Here is a 19,988-nt window from a genome sequence, read left to right on the forward strand (position 1 = left end):
TTTGATGGTGCTGTCTCAAAGATACTAATTTATTTTATTGCTTTTTCGATCATGAAAACATCTTTTTCTGTTACATCACCAATCTGAATTTCAAAACTTCCTGTGATTTTTTGAACTGCCAGATCCTTTCTGTTAAAAATATATTCTGCCTCATGGCGGCAGTGTACAGAGTTTTCATTAATGGGAGTTTGCTCAGAATAAATATAGTTTTTATCATACAGTTGATTGAGATTACGGTAGTCACAGCAGCTGCCGTTCTGAATGATTTTCAGAACTTCATTATCTGTAGCTGAATCTTTTGGTAAGATCCGGTTATAAAGTTCAAAACGTATCGGGGAAGCATGGGCAATCCACGGAAGAAACTCATGATAAATTTTGGAGTCGGTCCAGTCTCCATATTGCGCTCTGTAAAAAGATCCAAACAGGAATTGTACAGGAAGCGTATGTCTTACATCTCCAAGAATCTGTTTTTTATCTCCCGTCTTTTTTTTAAGTTGATCAATGTAAGATGCTGAAAGTTCATCTGTAAAGTATTTTTTCAACGCTTCCAGTTCCTCTTTAATCACCGTTTCTGAATGCATAAACTCGGCGCTTATAAGTCTGCCTTCTTCATCTATCCTTATTTGCAATGGGTAAATAATTGTTGTGCAGGCTTTCGCCAGGCTGGAAATTTTACTGTCTGATTCCATTCCGTCTTTTCTTGAGTCTACTAGCTGCATTGAAAAAAAGTATTGATCATTTTCCGTTTTCAGGTATTTAAGTTCCATTTGATACTGATAATCTGCCTGCATGTTGTGGTCCTGATATTTCTGATGTTTCATGTTATAGCTGCCATCCAATAAAGGGATCTGAAACGGAATTTTTCCATGGGGTGGATGATAGTAGAAGCTGTCTCCATTTTCATTAATTTTAATATTGAGATTCTTTATTTCATCCCCAAACGGAATATGAAGGAGTGTTCCGGGTTTCAGCTGTACAGGCTCTACCAGTCTGTTGTGCAGGGCGCAGCATTTATTATGCAGTTCTTTGAGATAGTTGGGGTTTTCTACTTTCAGGTCAGAAGCAATTTTCTCCAGAGTATCGCCTGGAAGAGTCATATACGTGATCATGTGATTGGTGTGTTTAGTAATGTGAGATGGGGTTATAATGATAGAGAGTAAAATTTATTTTGTTGTCTGAAATTTATAAAAATTTTGACAAAAAAAAACCTTCCAGATGCCTGGAAGGTTTTTGATATAATAATAGATAACTTTTTACAGTCCGAATATTCTTGCAAACAGATCCGGGAAAATTCCCAGAATGATAATCAAGGCAATAACAACTACTGCAATGATATTATAAGTAAGCGTTACTTTCTCTGATGACTTGAATGTTGATTCTTTAAAGAAGAACATGGCTACAATCAGTCTTAAATAATAAGCGATAGATAGGGCAGAACCTAACACAGCTACCAATACAAGGAAAGCTGCACCGTTCATAGCCTGGGAGAATAAAGCAAATTTCCCCATGAAACCCGCTGTTAGCGGAACTCCTGCCATAGAAAGCATAGAGATTGCTGCCGCAGTAGCTAATAAAGGTTCTGTTTTTGCCAATCCTTTGAATGCTCCGAAAGAAGTTTCTCTCTTTAATTTCTCTACCCAGATTAAGCACATAAAAACTCCTACTGTAGATAATGAGTACGCAAATAAATAAAATGCTAAATTATAAGTAGAAAGGCTGGTCATTCCGAAGAATACCAATCCGATGTATCCGGCGTGAGAAACTGAAGAGTAGGCCAGCATTCTTTTTGCATTCGTCTGGGCAAGACCCATAACGTTTGCCAAAAGCAAAGTAATAATTAAGAATACCCCTAAAACATTGATCCATTCATGGGTAACCCCGGCAAAACCAATGGTCATTAATCTGAACAGGGCGAAGAATCCTGAGATTTTTACTACACTTGCCATGAAAGCTGTAATTAATGAAGGGGAACCTGCATATACATCAGGACTCCACATATGGAAAGGTGCCAAAGCTACTTTGAATGCCAATGCACAAAGGATTAATAATACCCCTAAGATAAACATTACATTACCCGTGTTTGCTACTCCAAAATCATGGATCTTATAGAGGTCAAAACTTCCTGCACTTCCATAGATGAACGCAATTCCGAAAAGTAGGAAACCTGTTGCGAATGCACCCATTAAGAAATATTTGATAGAAGCTTCGTTTGATCTTAAATCAGTTTTGTTGGCTCCGGCCATTACATAAAGTGGAATAGAAAGAATCTCCACACCCAGGAACATCGTCACCAGGTTTTGGTATCCGAAAAGGATGATCCCTCCACATAATGCAAATAGCATTAAAGCATATAATTCCGACTGGTGGCTTCTGTGATTGCTGAATGCAAAACCTCCAAGGAAGAATAACAATAAGGTTGTTACAATGGATATTTTTGTGAATAATGCTGTATTGGCACTGTACTCATACATATGCTTGTAATGGTCGAAGAACGAACATTCCGGCATAAAACTTACGTACAATGCGATGATTAATCCCAAAATCCCAATGTATCTTGCGAATTTTCCTTGTTCAAAAACTCCTGAAAATAACGCAATAACTGCCGTTAGGAAAACAATAATTAAAACACTCATAATATAGATTTGAGATGTGAGATTTGAAGGGTAAAGTTCAAGATGTAAGACGTAAAGTTCCAGGTTTAGTCTCCTGTCTCTAATCTCTCGGTCTCCTGTCTTTTACTTTTCTCTAATCTCCTAATTTTTTAATTTTTAAATCTTTTAATTTTTAGTTGGCCATCGCCGTGTAGATAAACTTCACTGAACTGCTCACCATGTCTATTACCGGTTGTGGGAAAATACCAAGTAAAATCACAAAAACCGCTAAACTTGCCAATACAGAAAACTCTACACCTGATAAATCTTTTGCTGTGCTTAGAACTGCCTCATCTCCTTCTCCAAACATTGCTTTTCCGTAGAATCTCAATAAGTACACTGCACAAAGAATTACCGTAAGACCAGCAATTACCGCTGCTGTTCCGTTAAAATCATATACTGATTTCAATAGAATAAATTCTCCGATAAATCCATTGGTTAATGGAACTCCCATTGAACCTAATATAATGATCAGGAATAATACCGCAAATTTAGGAGCTACTTTTGCTAAACCTCCCATCTGTCTGATATCTCTTGATTTAAATCTTTTGTATAAAATATCACAACAGTAGAATAATCCTACCACGTTGATACCGTGAGCGAAAGTCTGTACCAAAGCTCCTTCAGCACCTTCAACATTGAAATTACCTCTTAAAGTAACCACTGCTGAAGCAAAGATCCCTGCCACCATTAACCCTACGTGAGAAAAAGATGAATACGCAATGATTCTCTTCATATCCGTCTGTATGATGGCAATCAGAGCTCCGTGAACAATTCCTACAATAGCAAGAATGATCACAATCTGTCCTGAAATCCCAGCAATAGGAAGTGGAGTAATTGGAAGTAAATAACGCATTACCCCGTACACTGCCATCTTAAGCATGATCCCTGATAGCAACATCGATCCCTGAGTAGGAGAGTAGGTATAGGTATCAGGCTGCCATGTATGGAAAGGGAATACCGGTAATTTCACTGCAAATGCAAAGAAAATAAACCAGAATACCACCGTCTGCTGTACTTCGTTAAGTTGCGCATTGTATAGATCTGTTAAGGCGAATGATGCAGAGTGGTTGTACACATAGATCAATCCGGCCAGCATAAATAAAGATCCAACGAATGTATATACGAAAAATTTCGTAGTGAATTCAAACCTTTTATTTTCCTGTCCCCAAAGTCCGGCAATAAACCAAATTGGAATCAATGTTACTTCCCAGAAAATGTAGAACAACAATCCGTCTAGAGAAGTAAAAACTCCTACAAGACCAAATTGCATCAACAGAATCAAACCGTAGAATGTATTTCTGTAGTTTACACTTTCATTGAAAGAAGATAAAATGATGATTGGCGCTAAAATATTAGTCAGCAATAGCAGAAGCATGCTCATCCCATCGATACCGAAGTGAAGAGAACTCTTCATAAATTGTGACCAGGGATAATTGATCTCATGCTGCAATACACTATCTACCGTCGGAGTAAAATCGAAATCCGAAAGTATATAAAATGTAAGAAGCATTTGTACCAGTGCAATTCCCAGTGCCAAATATTTGCTGGAATTACTCTTCCATGCAAAAACTAATCCCGAACCTACTAGAGGTAAAAGTAATAATGTTAATAATAAACAAGACATTATTATTGTAATAAAAAGTTAACAATTAATATAATTCCCACAGCTAAAGACATGATAAGAATATACGTCTCTACATTTCCGTTTTGAACACGCTTCATAGCTTTTCCGCTGTCCTCAGCACCATCACCTACAAAGTTTACAAAACGATCTAAGATACCCTTATCAAACATCTTTCCTCCGCGTCCTAATCCTTCAACAGTTTTTACAATCAATGCGTTGTAAAGTTCGTCAACGTATAATTTCTTAGCAGAAAGCTTTTCCCATCCGGTATAGCTTTCTTCTGCAACAGCCATCTTTTTCTTACTTACATAAGTGTTTCTAACGATAAACCATACCGTAAAGAACATAATCACTGTAGCTGCCAATAATATCATTTCAGTATTGAAAGGTACTCCCGAAAGGGTAGCTTCCATTTGGTTGTAGCTTTGTTCCGTAAGAACCGGCTTTAACCATTCCATCAGTTTAGCATAATGCCCGTGACCGATGAAGTGTGGCAGGTTGATAAAACCTCCAACTACAGAAAGAATAGCCAATACGATCAATGGTAATGTCATATTAGACGGGCTTTCGTGTAAGTGGTGTTTTTGATCTTCAGTACCTCTGAACTCTCCGTGGAATGTTAAATAGTATAATCTGAACATATACGTTGCAGTCATTGCCGCTAAAACAAATAAGATCACCCAGTACACCGGATTTTTAGCGAAAGCTGCTACTAAAATTTCGTCTTTAGAGATCATCCCTGATAATAAAGGGAAACCTGAGATGGCTAATGTTCCGATAAGGAAGGTAGCATGGGTAAGAGGAATATATTTTTTAAGACCTCCCATGAAACGCATATCCTGCTCGTTGCTCATAGCATGGATTACAGAACCTGCACCAAGGAATAATAAAGCTTTAAAGAATGCATGCGTCATTACGTGGAACATAGCCGTTGTATACGCTCCAAGACCTAAAGCAATGAACATAAATCCAAGCTGTGAAACTGTAGAGTATGCCAATACTTTTTTGATATCGTTCTGACGAAGTGCATAGAACCCTGCTAAAGCGGCCGTTAAGAATCCTATTAATAAAATTCCTCCCTGTACCGTAGGGGCTAAAGTAAATAAGAAGTTTGATCTTACTACCAAATAGATCCCTGCCGTAACCATCGTTGCCGCGTGGATCAACGCTGATACAGGAGTAGGACCGGCCATTGCGTCCGGTAACCATGTATATAAAGGAACCTGAGCCGATTTACCGGTAGCACCGATAAATAAACTGGCGGTGATAAAGATGATCACGGTTCCGTCTAATTCAAATTTTGAAGCGTTTTCTGCTACTGAAAGGTAATCTACAGCATTGGTCTGAGCAGCAATCATAAAGATACCGATCAATAATGCAAGGTCACCAATTCTGTTCATAATGAAAGCTTTTCTTGCCGCTTTACCGTATTCTTCGTTAGTATACCAGAATCCGATCAACAGGTAAGAACAAAGACCTACACCTTCCCATCCGATGAATAAGATAAGGTAGTTGCTTCCCATTACTAAAAGTAACATCGAGAAGATGAAAAGATTCAGGTAAGTAAAGAACTTATAGAACCCTTTGTCATGACTCATATATCCGATAGAGTATAGGTGGATTAATGATCCGATACCCGTGATGATCATTACCATCATTAAAGAAAGCTGATCGATCTGGAATCCAAAATTAATTTGAATACCATTGACTCTAAACCATTCAAAAGCTTTTACGATTACAGGCTGACTTTCAGAATTGAAATTCATGAAAAGACTTACAGCAATACAGAAAGATCCGAATACTGCTGCCGTGGCCAAAGATCCTACCAATATTTTTGGAAGATTTTTCCCGAATAAACCGTTAATAAGAAACCCTAAAAGTGGTAAAAGTACTATTGCATATACTAAATTCTCCATTCTTATCCTCTTAATTTATTAAATATACTCACATCTACAGAACGGGTATTTCTATAAAGCATAGCAATAATTGCCAAACCTACTGCTACTTCAGCAGCAGCCACTACCATAATGAAGAAAACTAAAAGCTGTCCGTCGCCGTTGCCTTTATATGCTGAAAAAGCTGCCAACAAAAGGTTTACAGAATTCAGCATAAGCTCTACACAGCCCAGAATCACAATAGCATTTTTTCTTAGCAATACGCCCATCACTCCCAGGCAGAATAATACCGAAGAAAGAATGATGAAGTACTCCAAGGGGATGCTTTGTATAAATGTATTTACTTCTCCCATAATTTATAAATCTTTTTTACCGATTAATACCGCGCCTACAATACCTGCCAGAATTAGGATGGAAGCAAGCTCAAACGGTAAAACATATTCATTAAACAAAAGTCTACCCAGATTTTTAGTAAGACCCACTCCTCTGTCTACATTTTCCACTACAATATGGTTGTCCTGTACTCCTCTGAATACCCCTAATACCCCTACTAAAAGAAGACCTGCAGTAAAGACTCCAACAAATTTTAAAGTATTGTTCTTCTTACTTTCGTCTCCTTTATTAAGGTTAAGCATCATTAGGATGTAAAGGAAAAGTACCATGATGGCACCTGCGTACACTATAATCTGGATAATAGCTAAGAACTGTGCATTCAAAAGAATGTACATTCCTGCAATTGAAAACATCGTGACGATTAATGACAAAATAGCATATAAAGGATTTCTGGCAAATACAAAATAAACAGCACTTGCCACTGCTAAAAACGCCACCAAGAAAAATAAAAACTGATCCATTATTTTACCGCATTTTTTTGTTTCTCGGATTGTCTTGTTGTGATATCAATCCTTTCATTTATTTTTTCAACTAATTTATCCTTTCCATAGATGAAAGAACCTCTGTTGGTTTCCACATCCACCAATCTGTCTGTAAGATAGATAGCGGATTTAGGACAGGCTTCTTCACACATTCCACAGAAGATACATCTCAGCATATTGATTTCATATACTGAAGCATATTTTTCCTCTCTGTAAAGGCCTTTTTCCTCTTTGGTTCTTTCAGCAGCCGTCATGGTAATGGCTTCTGCAGGACAAGCTACCGCACAAAGTCCACAGGCAGTACATCTTTCTCTGCCTTCCTCGTCTCTTTTCAAAACGTGCTGACCTCTCCAGATGGTAGTTCTTGGCTTCTGTACTTCCGGATACGAATATACTGCGGGAGCACCCTTTATCACGGTTCTTACAGCATGCTTAAATGTAATCCCCATCCCTGTAAAAATAGCAGGAAGGTAGATTTTTTCAGCAAGGGTCATTTCTTTATTGGAAACAACTTTTGATCTGTTTGTAAGTTTCATTTAATTATAGATATTAGATGTTAGACATTAGATTTTAGACTAATCCTGTCTGTTATCTTAATTATTTAATATTGATGATTGAATATGATAGGCTAAAGATAAAGCTTTGATTTCATTATCAAATTCTCAAATTAGCTCATTTTCAAAATTTCTAGTTTGCAAACGCTAAAATTACAGCTCCTGTAACCAATAGGTTTACCAATGCCATAGGAATCAATGTTTTCCATCCTAAGTGCATTAACTGATCATATCTGAATCTTGGAAGCGTCCATCTGATCCACATAAAGATCAAAATTCCAATTACTGTCTTCGTTAAGAACGCAACAACACTCAAAATACCTGCAGTATTTTCTCCCCAGTTCTGAGTTACCCAGTCAATACCAGGATAGTTGTACCCTCCAAAGAAAAGAACCACCATGAAAGCATTAGAGATAAACATGTTCACGTATTCACCAAACATATATAAACCTAACTTCATGGAAGAGTATTCTGTAGAGTATCCTGTTACCAATTCAGATTCACACTCAGGTAAATCGAAAGGGTGTCTGTTGGTTTCTGCTAAAGCTGCTACGAAGAATACTAAGAAAGCAATTGGCTGGAAAACAATATTCCATTTCATTCCATGCCATCCACTTTGTGATTCTGTAATTACTTTTAAGTCTAAACTTCCAGACATCATAATGATAGAAAGAAGTGCCAGTCCCATCGCCAATTCATAAGAAATCATCTGAGAAGAAGCACGGATAGCACCTAATAATGAATATTTGTTATTGGAAGCCCAGCCTCCGATCATAATTCCATACACCCCAATTGAGGCCATTCCGATGATGAAAAGTACTCCCACATCAATGTTGGCTACCTGAAGATCAAAAGAAGTACCTGCAATATTTAAACTTTTACCCCAAGGAATAACTGCTCCTGTGATTAATGAAATAAACATTACTAAAGCAGGCCCCAATACAAAAAGGAATCTTTCTGCATTGGCCGGAGTAAAGTCTTCTTTAAAGAAAAACTTTCCACCGTCAGCAAGAGGCTGTAATAGTCCGAAGGGTCCTGCTCTGTTAGGACCAATTCTATCCTGCATGATAGAGGCAACTTTTCTTTCTGCCCAGGTAGAGTAGGCTGCAATCGTTAATGACAGCAGGAAAAGCGCTAGTACAAGTATAAGTTTAAATGTTATTAAATCCATTTTTTTGTTATAGATGTTAGATATTAGAAGTTAGAAATTAGAAAGTCTGTGATCTAATGTCTGAAATCTGATGTCTTTTAATTAAAATTATTTTTCGTCTTTTTCACTGATTTCTTTAGCCATTGGATTGTCTAAAACTCTCAGTTCATCTTTAGGCTTCTCGTAGTGGTTCAATGAAATTACGGAGTGTCTGTCGATATGTCTAGGACCTTCGATGTTCCAGTCTGATAATGCTTTTCTTTCGAAACGGCAGGTATCACAGATAAATTCTTCAACTTCTCCCCACTGGTCTTTTCTTGCTGTTACTCTTACAATCTCGTCACCTTTCATCCATACCACAGCTTTTCCTGAACACTTATCACATTTACAGGAAGCGTTCATTGGTTTGGTAAACCATACTCTGCTTGCAAAACGGGCTGTTCTGTCTGTTAATGCTCCTACAGGACAAACGTCGATAATGTTTCCGATGAAGTCATTGTCTAAAGCTTTATTTAAATAGGTAGAAATTTCAGCGTGGTCTCCTCTGAAAAGAATACCGTGTTCTCTTGTATCTGTAAGCTGGTTTGCTGTCAATACACATCTTGCACAAAGAATACAACGGTTCATGTTCAATTTGATGTTCGGTCCAAGATCATCAGCTTCGTAAGTATTTCTTTCAAACTCTGTTCTTGTACTGTCTACACCATGTTCATAACCTAAGTCCTGAAGATGACATTCTCCTGCCTGGTCACAGATAGGGCAGTCCAGCGGATGGTTTACCAATAAGAATTCGGTAACCGCTTTTCTTCCTTCCTGAGCTTTCTCAGAAGTAAGGTTTTTTACCTCCATACCGTCCATTACATTCGTTCTGCAGCTAGCCACTAATTTTGGCATAGGACGTGGATCAGCTTCAGATCCTTTAGATACTTCTACAAGACATGTTCTGCATCTTCCTCCACTGGTTTCCAATTTGCTGTAATAACACATCGCAGGAGGTACAGATTTTCCACCAATTTGTCTTGCGGCTTCCAAAATAGAAGTACCAGGCAAAACTTCAGTAGTCTGTCCGTCTATCGTTATTGTGAATTTTTTAACTTCTTCGCTCATATTGTATGCTTTAAGCTTTATGCATTAAGCAATAGGCTTTGTTATTTATATTTTTTCGTATTAAATGTATATCCAACTCCTGCAAGGACCTGCCCGAAAACAAAATCCTGCTGTGCTTTGTCAGGTTTATTATTTAATGTAGTTTTTATATCCCACATATTGATATAACCTGCTTTTACTTCCAGTCTTGCCATCCAGTGGTTCCAGAAAACAAGGTTAAGACTGGATCTTACGTCGGTCCCAAGACCTGCAACATGAAAACGGTCGCTTCTTTCATTTCCAAAAAGTCTTACATTACTTTTAGGAAACATGACTCCGATTCCTGCTCCGTAAGACCAAACTAAATCAACGTTTTTCTTGTTGATAAGGTTTTGATATCTTTCAAGACCCAGGTTTTCATAATTAAGTCCATCCGTATGTTCGAAAGTAAGGAACTTCTCATCTGCCAGGTTTACCTGTCCGTTTTGTACCATTCCTGCATATTCAGGATCTGAAATATGCCCTTTGAAATTAACTGTCTGATCCTGATCCATCACATATTTCATATGGTCAATTCCAAGAACAAGTGCTAAATTATCTTTGATAAAATATCCCGCTCTGAAATTATACTGAACTACAGTAAACCATCCCGGATTAATGTAAACGATTCCAAACTTTGTAGGTCTGTCCTGAGCGGATACATTATTCAGCTGAAAATCATAGCCATTTCCCTTAAAACGGATGTCAGAGTTACTGAAGGCGGCTCTGTTCCATCCAAAAAAAACAAACATCTGTCCCTTTTTGCTTAAAGGTTCAGGTTTCTGATTAGGAGTCGCTGCAAACGAATCCGTCATACTTCTGTCTATTAAAGTATCTTTTTCTTTTTTTTGTCCGAAAACAAAACTCGACAACATTAAGCCGACAACCAACAAATTTTTCATCTATGCGTTTTTTTCTACGGCCGGAATAGGATCTGCATAATTTGCCAATCCATAATTTTGAGTCTGTGATAACTCAGGGTTTTTTACATGCCACTCAAATTCATCTCTAAAGTGACGGATTGCTGCTGCAACTGGCCAAGCTGCGGCATCACCCAATGGACAGATTGTGTTTCCTTCGATTTTTCTCTGGATATCCCAAAGTAGATCGATGTCTTCCATTTTTCCCTGTCCGTTTTCTATTTTTTTTAAGATTTTATACATCCATCCTGTACCTTCACGGCAAGGCGTACATTGACCACAGCTTTCGTGATTATAGAATCTTGCTAAAGTCATTGTGTGTTCTACGATACACTGGTCTTCATCCAAAACGATGAAACCTCCTGAACCCATCATCGTTCCGGTAGCAAAACCTCCGTCTGCCAATGATTCGTAGTTCATATATCTAGGCTCCCCATTTACTGTTCTCAACAATAAGTTAGCAGGAACAATAGGAACGGAACTTCCTCCGGGAATACAAGCCTTTAATTTTTTTCCGTTGGCAATACCACCGCAATATTCGTCAGAGTAGATGAATTCTTCTACTGTAATCGTCATGTCGATTTCATATACACCTGGTTTATTGATGTTTCCACAAGCAGAAATCAATTTCGTACCGGTAGATCTTCCCACACCAATTTTAGCATATTCAGCACCTGTAATATCAATGATAGGAACGATAGCAGCAATAGACTCAACGTTGTTTACCACTGTTGGTCTTTCCCAAAGACCTTTTACAGCAGGGAATGGCGGTTTTAGCCTTGGATTACCTCTCTTTCCTTCAAGGGATTCAAGCAATGCCGTTTCTTCACCGCAGATGTATGCTCCACCTCCTCTCTGAACATAAATTTCACAGTCGAAACCAGTTCCTAAAATATTTTTACCTAAAAATCCCGCTGCTTTAGCTTCTTCAATAGCTTCTTCTAAAATATCAGGAATCCACGAATACTCTCCACGGATGTAGATATAGGAAACATTGGAACCTAAGCAGAATGATGAAATAAGCATTCCCTCAATCAATACATGAGGAAGGAACTCCATTAGATATCTGTCTTTAAATGTTCCGGGCTCAGATTCATCCGCATTCACAACAAGGTGTCTTGGAACGCCTTCAGGTTTTGCCAAAAAGCTCCATTTCATTCCTGTTGGGAATCCTGCTCCACCACGTCCTCTTAATCCTGAAGCTTTTACTTCTTCAAGAATTTCGTCCGGAGTCATCTTCAAGGCCTTTTCTGCTGCAGTGTAACCTCCCTGTTTACGGTATGTTTCAAAATAGCGAATACCTTCTATATGTGCGTCTTTAAGTAAAAGTTTTTTACTCATTGTTTATTATGCTTTTAGCGGTCAGCTATTGGCCTATGGCTTTTAGCTTATGGCTATTTTTAATTTGTTAAAATTTATTTAGTCTAAAGCAACTTGCCCCTGTCTGCAAAGATCCAGGATTTCATCTACTTTTTCTATCGTTAAATTTTCATGAAAGAATTTTCCCAGTTGTAACATTGGTGCATATCCGCATGCTCCAAGACATTCAGCAGGCTTTAATGTAAACATTCCATCTTCGGTAGTTTCTCCATCCTTAATGTTCAGTTTGGTTCTGATATGATTAAGGATTTTTTCGCTTCCACACACCATGCAAGGTCCGGTTCTGCAAACTTCCAAAACATATTTACCTACCGGCTTCATATTAAACATCGTATAGAAAGTAGCCACTTCATATACCTCAATCGGCTGGATACTTAATAGTTCGGCAACATAATCCATCACAGGAACATCTAACCATCCTCCGAATTCTTTCTGTGCTAAGTGAAGTACAGGAAGAAGAGCAGATTTCTGTCTCCCTTCAGGATATCTTGCGATAATTTTGTGTACCTGTGCTAAACTTTCCGGTTTAAAAGCTATTGTTTCGCTCATTTTTTATCTAAGATTAAAGAGTAAAGAACAAAGAAAAAAGATTCTAAAGTCCGTTATTCTAAATTCGTTTTTATTTTGGGTTGAAGAAAGTCTTTTATCTTTCTTCTTTTATCTTTTTGTCTAATGTATTATGCGTCTAATTCTCCCGCAATAATATTCATGCTGCACATCGTTACAATGGCATCTGAAATTACAGATCCTGTAATCATTTCAGGATATGCCTGATAGTAGATGAAACATGGTCTTCTGAAGTGAAGTCTGTATGGGCTTCTTCCTCCGTCACTCACAAGATAGAAACCTAATTCTCCGTTTCCACCTTCTACAGCATAGTAAACTTCTCCTTTTGGTACATCAGTTTCTCCCATTACAATTTTGAAATGGTAGATCAATGCCTCCATTTTTTGATATACATCAGCCTTTTCAGGAAGATAGAAATCCGGAACATCCGCATGGAATGGCCCTTCAGGAAGATTTTCGTATGCTTGTTTGATAATTTTAAGTGATTCCCAGATTTCCTGCTGACGAACCATGAAACGGTCGTAAGTATCTCCTGAAGTTCCTACAGGAATAATAAAGTCGAAATCTTCGTAGGAAGAATAAGGCTGTGCAACTCTTACATCATAATCTACACCGGCTGCACGCAGGTTGGGACCTGTGAAACCATAGCTTAATGCTCTTTCGGCAGAAATAGCTCCTGTACCGATGGTTCTGTCCATAAAAATTCTGTTTCTTTCTAATAAAGTACCGAATTCTTTAAATCTTGCCGGGAAAGTTTTTAAGAAGTCCTGTAGCAGCTCATGGAATTTTGGAGTAAAATCTCTTTCAAATCCTCCGATTCTTCCCATGTTAGTCGTCATCCTTGCTCCGCAGATCTGCTCGTACATATCGTAAATACGTTCTCTTTCAATGAACATATACGTAAGACCTGTAATAGCTCCTGAGTCCATTCCGGTTACCCCGTTACAGATCAGGTGATCACCGATTCTGGCTAATTCCATTAGGATAACACGCATATAGTCTACACGTTTTGGAACTTCTACACCAATCAGCTTCTCTACTGTCATATGCCAGCCTAAGTTATTGATAGGGGCAGAGCAGTAATTCATACGGTCAGTAAGAGTAGTAATCTGAGAATAGTTTCTTCTTTCAGAAATTTTCTCAAATGCTCTGTGGATATAACCTACCGTTTGCTCAGCATGAAGAATCCTTTCCCCATCCATTGTTAGGATGTTCTGAAAAATTCCGTGAGTTGCAGGGTGGGTAGGTCCTAAATTGAGGGTATATAGTTGTCCGTCAATCTGTTCCTTACTTTCGTACTGGTTTAGTATATTAGATAATGAGTTATCTTTCATAATGATTGCTTTTAGCTATTTGCTTCAGGCTATTGGCTAGCTGCCATTGGCCATTCGCTTTTTATCTTCCAAACATATTATCGTCCTTGTCGGTTCTTGTACCATCTTCAAGTCGATATTCTTTCAACATGGGGTGGTATCCAAGATCTTCCATATTCAGGATAGGTCTAAGATCAGGATGTCCTTTAAATTTAATTCCATAGAAATCAAAAGTTTCCCTTTCCATCCAGTTAGCTCCCGCATATAATTCTACAAGAGAGTCCACTTCGATATTTTCTCTGGACATAAAGATTTTCAGACGTAATCTGAAGTTGACCATCATATTATGTAAATGATATACAACACCTATTTCTTTGTCCGGGAATTCAGGATAATGAATTCCACAGATATCAGTAAGGAAATTGATTTCTAATGATGAATCTTTAAGATAGTGGATAATCTTCTTGATATCTTCTTTCTTTACCTCAATGGTCAGCATTCCATACGGTTCTGAACTTGAAATAACAGATTCCGGAAATTCTCTGGTGATCGCTTCTAATACAAATTCGTTTGTCATTTCCGTTAGTTGCTTATATTGTAAGAATCTAATAATTTCTGATATTCAGGCATATCTCTTCTTCTGATGCTTTCACTTTCAGCAAGAGCCTGTACCTGCATTACCCCTTCAATAATCTGTTCTGGTCTTGGAGGACATCCGGGCACATAAACGTCAACCGGAATAATCTTATCAATTCCCTGAAGTACGGAATACGTATCAAAAATACCACCACTGGAAGCACAGGCTCCCACTGCTACTACCCATTTAGGCTCAGCCATCTGAGTGTATACTTCTTTCAGGACTGGTCCTAATTTCTTTGATATAGTTCCACAAACCATCAGCATATCTGCTTGTCTTGGAGAGAAAGAGTTTCTTTCCATTCCAAATCTTGAAGCATCATAAGTAGGGTTCAGGGTAGCCATAAACTCAATACCACAACAAGAGGTTGCAAATGGCAACGGCCAAAGTGAAAACTTTCTAGCCATACCGATTACGCTGCTCAGTTTTGTTGCGAAAAACCCTTCTCCTTCATATCCTTCGGGAGCAGGTGCATCTGTTCTTATTACTGGTTTTTTATCTGACATTTTGTTTGATTAAATATTTAAAGATTAAAGCATTTAAAAAATTTGAAACCACTGCTGATTTTTTATAAATTAAGTCATTCAATCTTTTAATGTTAAAATTTATTTATCCCAATCCAGTGCACCACGCTTCCAAACATAGAAAAACGCTACGAAGAAAATCGCAACGAACGTAAGTACAGCCAGGAATCCTTCCATGCCGAATTCTCTGAAGTTTACTGCATAAGGATAAAAGAATACGATTTCAATATCGAATAGTACGAACAATACCGCAGTCAGGAAGTACTTGATAGAAAACGGTGTTCTTGCATTTCCTTCACTAGGAACTCCACATTCCCAGCTTTGGTTTTTTACAGAATCTCCTTTTTTCTGCTTTGGACCTAGGAAATGTGCTCCAAGTAAGGAAACAGCTACGAATGCTACTGCTACACCTGCCTGGATAAGGATTGGAATATAACTTTCAGGTAAATTCATTTTTGCATTATTATCTCAATTTGCAAATTTAGCGAATAAACAAGAAAGCATGAAATTAATCAGCTTAAAAGTAGGATTAAAATAGAGAAAAATTACAATTTAGAATCAATAAAAATAAGGAGTTATTTCTTCATTTTTTTAAGAAGAGCATATGCCATGAATGAAATATATCCAAAAAGAACGCTGGCAAACACGATATTAATTATTGTGTTTGTTCTGTCATCCGGCGACTGAAAAAAGAAGTTGTAACCAATAAAGCCGGAGATGAGAATAGCAAAAATAATAAGTTGTGGTTTCATGAGAAAAGGTATAAGTTTTGAGTTATGAATTATAAGTTTTAATTTTCGAATGAAATCATTCATAGCTCAAAACTTATCATTCATAACTAATTATTATTTATAGTTAGCGAATACGTTCTTCTTCGTTTGTGGTTGACCGGGTTGTAATCCTGCCAAAGAAGCTGAACGCTTTTATTCTCCTCCAGCTCAGGATTTGTTTCTGCGAAATTGATTCCCATGCTTGTAAACCGTACAAAAATTTCTTTGAAGATAATAGCTGTTACGCCACGTCTCTGATATTCAGGGTGAATTCCGATAAGGTAAAAGTTGGCACGGTCATTTTTTTTGCCCGCCTGTAAAAAATGCCACCATCCGAAAGGAAACAGTTTTCCTTTTGACTTTTGTAAAGCTTTTGAATAGGAAGGCATTGTAATGGCGAAAGATACCAGTTGTTTATTTTCATCTACTACGCAGATTACGTAATTTTTATCAATAAAAGGAAAGTATTTTTCTTTATATGTTTTGATCTGCTCTTCCGAAATCGGAGTATAGGTAGATAGATGTTTATAGGTTTCATCTAATAGCTTAAACATAGGTTCCACATAAGGAAGTATCTCTTCTTTTGATTTGAAATTAAGAACACTAAGTTTATATTTCTGAGCGATTAAGCCACTGAATTTTTCTACTTTTTCAGGAAGTACTTTCGGGAAGTTCATTTCATATTCTACCCATTCTTTCTCTTTGGTTAAGCCAAGATTTTCAAGGTGCTTCGGATAGTAGGCATGATTGTAAATTCCTATCATTGTCGCCAGTTTATCAAATCCCATCGTCAGCATTCCTGCTTTATCAAGATTGGTGAAGCCCATCGGGCCTTCAATCATATCAAAATTGTGCTCTTTGGCGTAATCGGCAGCAGTCTGGATTAAAGCTTTTGAAACTTCAGTATCGTCAATAAAATCTATCCATCCGAAACGTACTTTTTTAATGCCTAATTCCTTTTCTTCTTTATGATTAATCATTACCGCAATTCTTCCAACCACTTTGCCGTCTTTTAGTGCCAGAAATTGTCTGGATTCTGAATATTGCAGGGCTGGATTCTCTTTTGCATCCCAGATTTTAATTTCGTCTTTAATAAAAGATGGAACATAGTATGGGTTATTTTTGTACAGATCCATTGGGAATCTTACGAACTGCTTGAGCTGACCGGCTGTTTTTACTTCAATAATTGAAACCTTCGACATAATTTTTGATGGTAATTTAAGGGCAAATATAAATAATAATATCATATACTTTGGCACAGTTTTTATATCATTATGAATAAAAATTAAACACAAAATCTATATAAAATGACGGGTTATTATATCATTATTGGTATTTCAATGCTGGTGAGCTGGTGGGTGTCATCAAGGTTGAAATCTAAATTTGAATATTATTCCAATGTACATCTTCGAAATGGTCTTTCGGGGAAAGAAGTAGCGGAAAAAATGTTGAGAGATAACGGGATTAATGATGTTCAGGTAATATCTGTTCCCGGGCAGTTGACGGACCACTATAATCCGGCAGATAAAACAGTAAACCTCTCTGAAGGGGTTTATATGCAGAGGAATGCAGCAGCAGCGGCAGTGGCAGCTCATGAATGTGGGCACGCTGTACAGCATGCTGTAGGATATGCAATGTTGAATTTACGTTCAAAACTGGTTCCTATTGTTAATATAAGTTCTAATTTGATGCAGTTTGTCCTTATCGCAGGTATTGCGGTAATGGCAGCATCCCGAAGCATAGAGAATCCAAATGGAAATACAACCGTTTTGGCAATTGGTGTGGCTATGTTTGCCATGACAACGCTTTTTGCTTTTGTAACACTCCCTGTGGAATATGATGCAAGTAACAGAGCGATGAAATGGCTTAAAGATACAGGAACTGTAACGACGGAAGAATTCGTTGGCGTACAGGACAGCTTGAAATGGGCAGCAAGAACTTATGTAGTGGCAGCTTTAGGCTCTTTAGCACAGCTTCTCTATTGGGGCTCCTTACTTCTTGGCGGAAGAAGGGATTAATCTTTAAATTCAAAGGTAACATATTGCATCTCGGATAATTTTTCCGAGATGTTTTCTTTTTGAATAAGTTTCAGTGAAGCAGTAAGGATGCAGTTTTCATTGGCATCAAAATTCAAAACTTTAGCATCAAATCTTGAAAGCAGCGTAAATATAATATTTTGCTGATTAAAATTAAATTGAATTTCGATTTGTGTTTCCAGTTCTTTAATGATAATACTGGCTTCTTCTAAAGTCATCTTTGCAGACTCCTTGTACGTTTTTACCAGTCCAGACACACCCAGCTTAGTTCCTCCATAGTAGCGCACAACAATAACAAGTATGTTGGTGATTTCATGGGCTAATAATTGATTGTAAATAGGTAATCCTGCACTTCCTGAAGGCTCACCATCATCATTAGCCCGATAATTTTCTCCATTTATTCCTATCCTGAATGCATAGCAATGATGGGTTGCTTTTGGATGTTCTTCCCTTACTTTTTCCAATGCAGCTTTCAGCTCACTTTCATTATTCACAGGATAAGCAAATCCTATGAATTTACTTCCTTTCTCTTTTAATAAAGTGTTTTCTATGGGTTTTTCTATGGTTTTGTATTCAAACGTCATCCTCTCAACAATTGCTGGTGCAAATTTAAAACTTTAAAATTCACTATGTATGTAATATCACCGAAAAATTTAATGAATGAAAAAAGAGCGTTTCCGCTCTTTTAATCTTATATATTGTTTCCATATTCTAGCATGGGAAGGATCCGTCAAGCCATGGTGGTGGACAGCTCATGCTGGAAGGAGTTGGGCAACAATGCTGTAATGAAGGCGGGTAGTAAGAGCAACATTCAGGTGCACTACCTCCCGCTAGTTTTTTTAAATTTTGTCTGGTGATTTTCTTTAAATTTTTCATAGCAATATTTTTGTATTACTAATGTAAATATATTATTTCATTTAAAAGGGATAAAATGGATTTATTTTAAGACAAAATAGGATACCGAGTTATCCCTATAGTTTTCAATTCTACTAGCTGTATAATTAAACTCAGGAGCTTTGGTCCCATCTTCCAATTTCAAATTCTCATTTTTGATGACAATTGCTTCGTCCCAAAGTTGGCCATCAATGAACTGCTGTAAAGTAAAACGTCCTCCTTCGATAATAACAGATTGAATCTGTTCTTTATAAAGTGTCTCCATGAGTTTCTGCAGGAAATTTTCTTTCTTAATCATGATAAACTGAATATGGTCTTCAGTTCCTTCTTTAATAGAATTCAAAACCAATGTTCTGGCTTCCTTATTGTAGATTTTAAAGGTATCCGGAACTTTCAGATCAAAATCAATTAATATTCTTACAGGATTTACCCCTTCTGCATTTCTTACGGTAAGGCTGGGATTGTCATTTAAAGCGGTTTGGGTTCCTACCAGGATGGCATGTTCGTCAGCTCTCAGCTGATGGACAAACTGATTCACTAAAGGATTTGAAACAGCCGTCGGTTTAAAGTCCTTATCCAGAAAACCGTCACCGGATTCTGCCCATTTTAAAATAATGTAAGGTCTTTTCTTTTCATGATACGTGAAAAACCTTTTATTCAGTTCAATGCATTCTTCTTCCAGAATTCCTGAAATGGCTTCGATGCCGGCATCCTGAATGATTTTTTTTCCTTTTCCGTTGACTTTATCATGAGAATCCATAGCTCCGATAACTACCTTTTTAAATCCCAATTCTTTAATCTTTAAAGCACAGGGAGGTGTTTTTCCGTAATGGGCACAAGGTTCCAGGGAAACATAAATGGTAGATTCCGGAATAAGGTCTTTGTTTTTAACGGAATTGATGGCATTAATTTCAGCGTGGTTTTCTCCAGCTTTATGATGGTAGCCTTCCCCAATAATTTCTCCATTATGAACAATTACACTTCCCACCAGGGGATTAGGGTAGGTTTTGCCTAGTGCTTTTTGTGCCAGTTCAATGCATCTTTTAATATAAAATTCGTCGTTATTCATA

At 37.5% G+C, this 19,988-nt stretch carries 21 protein-coding genes; 1 reads left to right on the forward strand and 20 read right to left on the reverse strand.

Going from position 1 to position 19,988, the window contains the following annotated elements; translation table 11 throughout:
• Nucleotides 1-29: 29 nt before the first annotated feature.
• From MP478_RS10070 to MP478_RS10155, 18 genes are all read right to left on the reverse strand, one after another.
• Nucleotides 30-1,109, reverse strand: a complete 1,080-nt coding sequence (locus tag MP478_RS10070; protein WP_257200391.1) for a hypothetical protein — start codon at nt 1,107-1,109, stop codon at nt 30-32.
• Nucleotides 1,110-1,253: 144 nt separating this feature from the next.
• Nucleotides 1,254-2,633: an NADH-quinone oxidoreductase subunit N gene (locus MP478_RS10075; RefSeq protein ID WP_230039866.1), complete on the reverse strand. Its 1,380-nt coding sequence runs from the start codon at nt 2,631-2,633 to the stop codon at nt 1,254-1,256.
• 151 nt (nt 2,634-2,784) lie between these two features.
• Nucleotides 2,785-4,278 carry a NuoM family protein gene (locus MP478_RS10080; protein WP_047494340.1) on the reverse strand — a complete coding sequence of 498 codons (1,494 nt, stop codon included), beginning with the start codon at nt 4,276-4,278 and terminating at the stop codon, nt 2,785-2,787.
• Between the two features lie 2 nt (nt 4,279-4,280).
• Nucleotides 4,281-6,194, reverse strand: a complete 1,914-nt coding sequence (gene nuoL / locus MP478_RS10085; protein ID WP_257200392.1) for an NADH-quinone oxidoreductase subunit L — start codon at nt 6,192-6,194, stop codon at nt 4,281-4,283.
• Nucleotides 6,195-6,196: 2 nt separating this feature from the next.
• Nucleotides 6,197-6,526 carry an NADH-quinone oxidoreductase subunit NuoK gene (gene nuoK, locus MP478_RS10090; protein WP_047494345.1) on the reverse strand — a complete coding sequence of 110 codons (330 nt, stop codon included), beginning with the start codon at nt 6,524-6,526 and terminating at the stop codon, nt 6,197-6,199.
• A 3-nt stretch (nt 6,527-6,529) separates the two neighbouring features.
• Entirely contained in the window at nt 6,530-7,027 is a 498-nt protein-coding gene (locus tag MP478_RS10095) for an NADH-quinone oxidoreductase subunit J (protein WP_047494349.1), read from the reverse strand.
• On the reverse strand, nt 7,027-7,584 hold the full coding sequence (locus tag MP478_RS10100) for an NADH-quinone oxidoreductase subunit I (protein WP_040996950.1): 558 nt from the start codon (nt 7,582-7,584) through the stop codon (nt 7,027-7,029). Before MP478_RS10100 ends, MP478_RS10095 begins: the two co-directional genes overlap by 1 nt.
• A 151-nt stretch (nt 7,585-7,735) precedes the next feature.
• Entirely contained in the window at nt 7,736-8,773 is a 1,038-nt protein-coding gene (gene nuoH / locus MP478_RS10105) for an NADH-quinone oxidoreductase subunit NuoH (protein ID WP_257200393.1), read from the reverse strand.
• An 87-nt stretch (nt 8,774-8,860) separates the two neighbouring features.
• A complete protein-coding gene (locus MP478_RS10110; RefSeq protein WP_230039860.1) occupies nt 8,861-9,859 on the reverse strand; it encodes a 2Fe-2S iron-sulfur cluster-binding protein in 999 nt (332 codons plus the stop codon).
• A gap of 41 nt (nt 9,860-9,900) precedes the next feature.
• On the reverse strand, nt 9,901-10,692 hold the full coding sequence (locus MP478_RS10115) for a hypothetical protein (RefSeq protein ID WP_306592650.1): 792 nt from the start codon (nt 10,690-10,692) through the stop codon (nt 9,901-9,903).
• Nucleotides 10,693-10,779: 87 nt separating this feature from the next.
• Complete coding sequence (gene nuoF / locus MP478_RS10120) at nt 10,780-12,138, reverse strand: NADH-quinone oxidoreductase subunit NuoF (RefSeq protein WP_230039856.1); 1,359 nt, start codon at nt 12,136-12,138, stop codon at nt 10,780-10,782.
• Between the two features lie 78 nt (nt 12,139-12,216).
• Nucleotides 12,217-12,726, reverse strand: a complete 510-nt coding sequence (gene nuoE, locus MP478_RS10125) for an NAD(P)H-dependent oxidoreductase subunit E (protein ID WP_230039853.1) — start codon at nt 12,724-12,726, stop codon at nt 12,217-12,219.
• A 128-nt stretch (nt 12,727-12,854) separates the two neighbouring features.
• Nucleotides 12,855-14,078, reverse strand: coding sequence for an NADH dehydrogenase (quinone) subunit D (gene nuoD, locus MP478_RS10130; protein ID WP_257200395.1), 1,224 nt, complete (start codon nt 14,076-14,078; stop codon nt 12,855-12,857).
• Nucleotides 14,079-14,139: 61 nt separating this feature from the next.
• Entirely contained in the window at nt 14,140-14,634 is a 495-nt protein-coding gene (locus MP478_RS10135; protein ID WP_257191612.1) for an NADH-quinone oxidoreductase subunit C, read from the reverse strand.
• A gap of 5 nt (nt 14,635-14,639) precedes the next feature.
• Entirely contained in the window at nt 14,640-15,200 is a 561-nt protein-coding gene (locus MP478_RS10140) for an NADH-quinone oxidoreductase subunit B (RefSeq protein WP_002983540.1), read from the reverse strand.
• 99 nt (nt 15,201-15,299) lie between these two features.
• Nucleotides 15,300-15,671: an NADH-quinone oxidoreductase subunit A gene (locus MP478_RS10145; RefSeq protein ID WP_076356209.1), complete on the reverse strand. Its 372-nt coding sequence runs from the start codon at nt 15,669-15,671 to the stop codon at nt 15,300-15,302.
• Between the two features lie 122 nt (nt 15,672-15,793).
• On the reverse strand, nt 15,794-15,970 hold the full coding sequence (locus MP478_RS10150; protein WP_230039848.1) for a hypothetical protein: 177 nt from the start codon (nt 15,968-15,970) through the stop codon (nt 15,794-15,796).
• Between the two features lie 86 nt (nt 15,971-16,056).
• Complete coding sequence (locus tag MP478_RS10155; RefSeq protein WP_230039846.1) at nt 16,057-17,190, reverse strand: GTP cyclohydrolase; 1,134 nt, start codon at nt 17,188-17,190, stop codon at nt 16,057-16,059.
• A 105-nt stretch (nt 17,191-17,295) separates the two neighbouring features.
• Here MP478_RS10155 and MP478_RS10160 point away from each other — a divergent pair, with 105 nt between their 5' ends.
• A complete protein-coding gene (locus MP478_RS10160; protein ID WP_230039844.1) occupies nt 17,296-18,006 on the forward strand; it encodes a zinc metallopeptidase in 711 nt (236 codons plus the stop codon).
• Here MP478_RS10160 and MP478_RS10165 read toward each other — a convergent pair.
• Together MP478_RS10165 and ribD are read right to left on the reverse strand one after the other, a co-directional pair.
• Nucleotides 18,003-18,608 (reverse strand): YigZ family protein, encoded by a 606-nt coding sequence (locus MP478_RS10165; RefSeq protein ID WP_257191607.1) that lies wholly within the window; start codon nt 18,606-18,608, stop codon nt 18,003-18,005. The genes MP478_RS10160 and MP478_RS10165 overlap by 4 nt on opposite strands.
• A gap of 353 nt (nt 18,609-18,961) precedes the next feature.
• A complete protein-coding gene (ribD, locus tag MP478_RS10170; RefSeq protein ID WP_257200396.1) occupies nt 18,962-19,987 on the reverse strand; it encodes a bifunctional diaminohydroxyphosphoribosylaminopyrimidine deaminase/5-amino-6-(5-phosphoribosylamino)uracil reductase RibD in 1,026 nt (341 codons plus the stop codon).
• Nucleotide 19,988 lies beyond the last annotated feature (1 nt).

This window comes from Chryseobacterium sp. WG14 (genome assembly GCF_024586945.1).
Classification (GTDB): Bacteria; Bacteroidota; Bacteroidia; order Flavobacteriales; family Weeksellaceae; genus Chryseobacterium.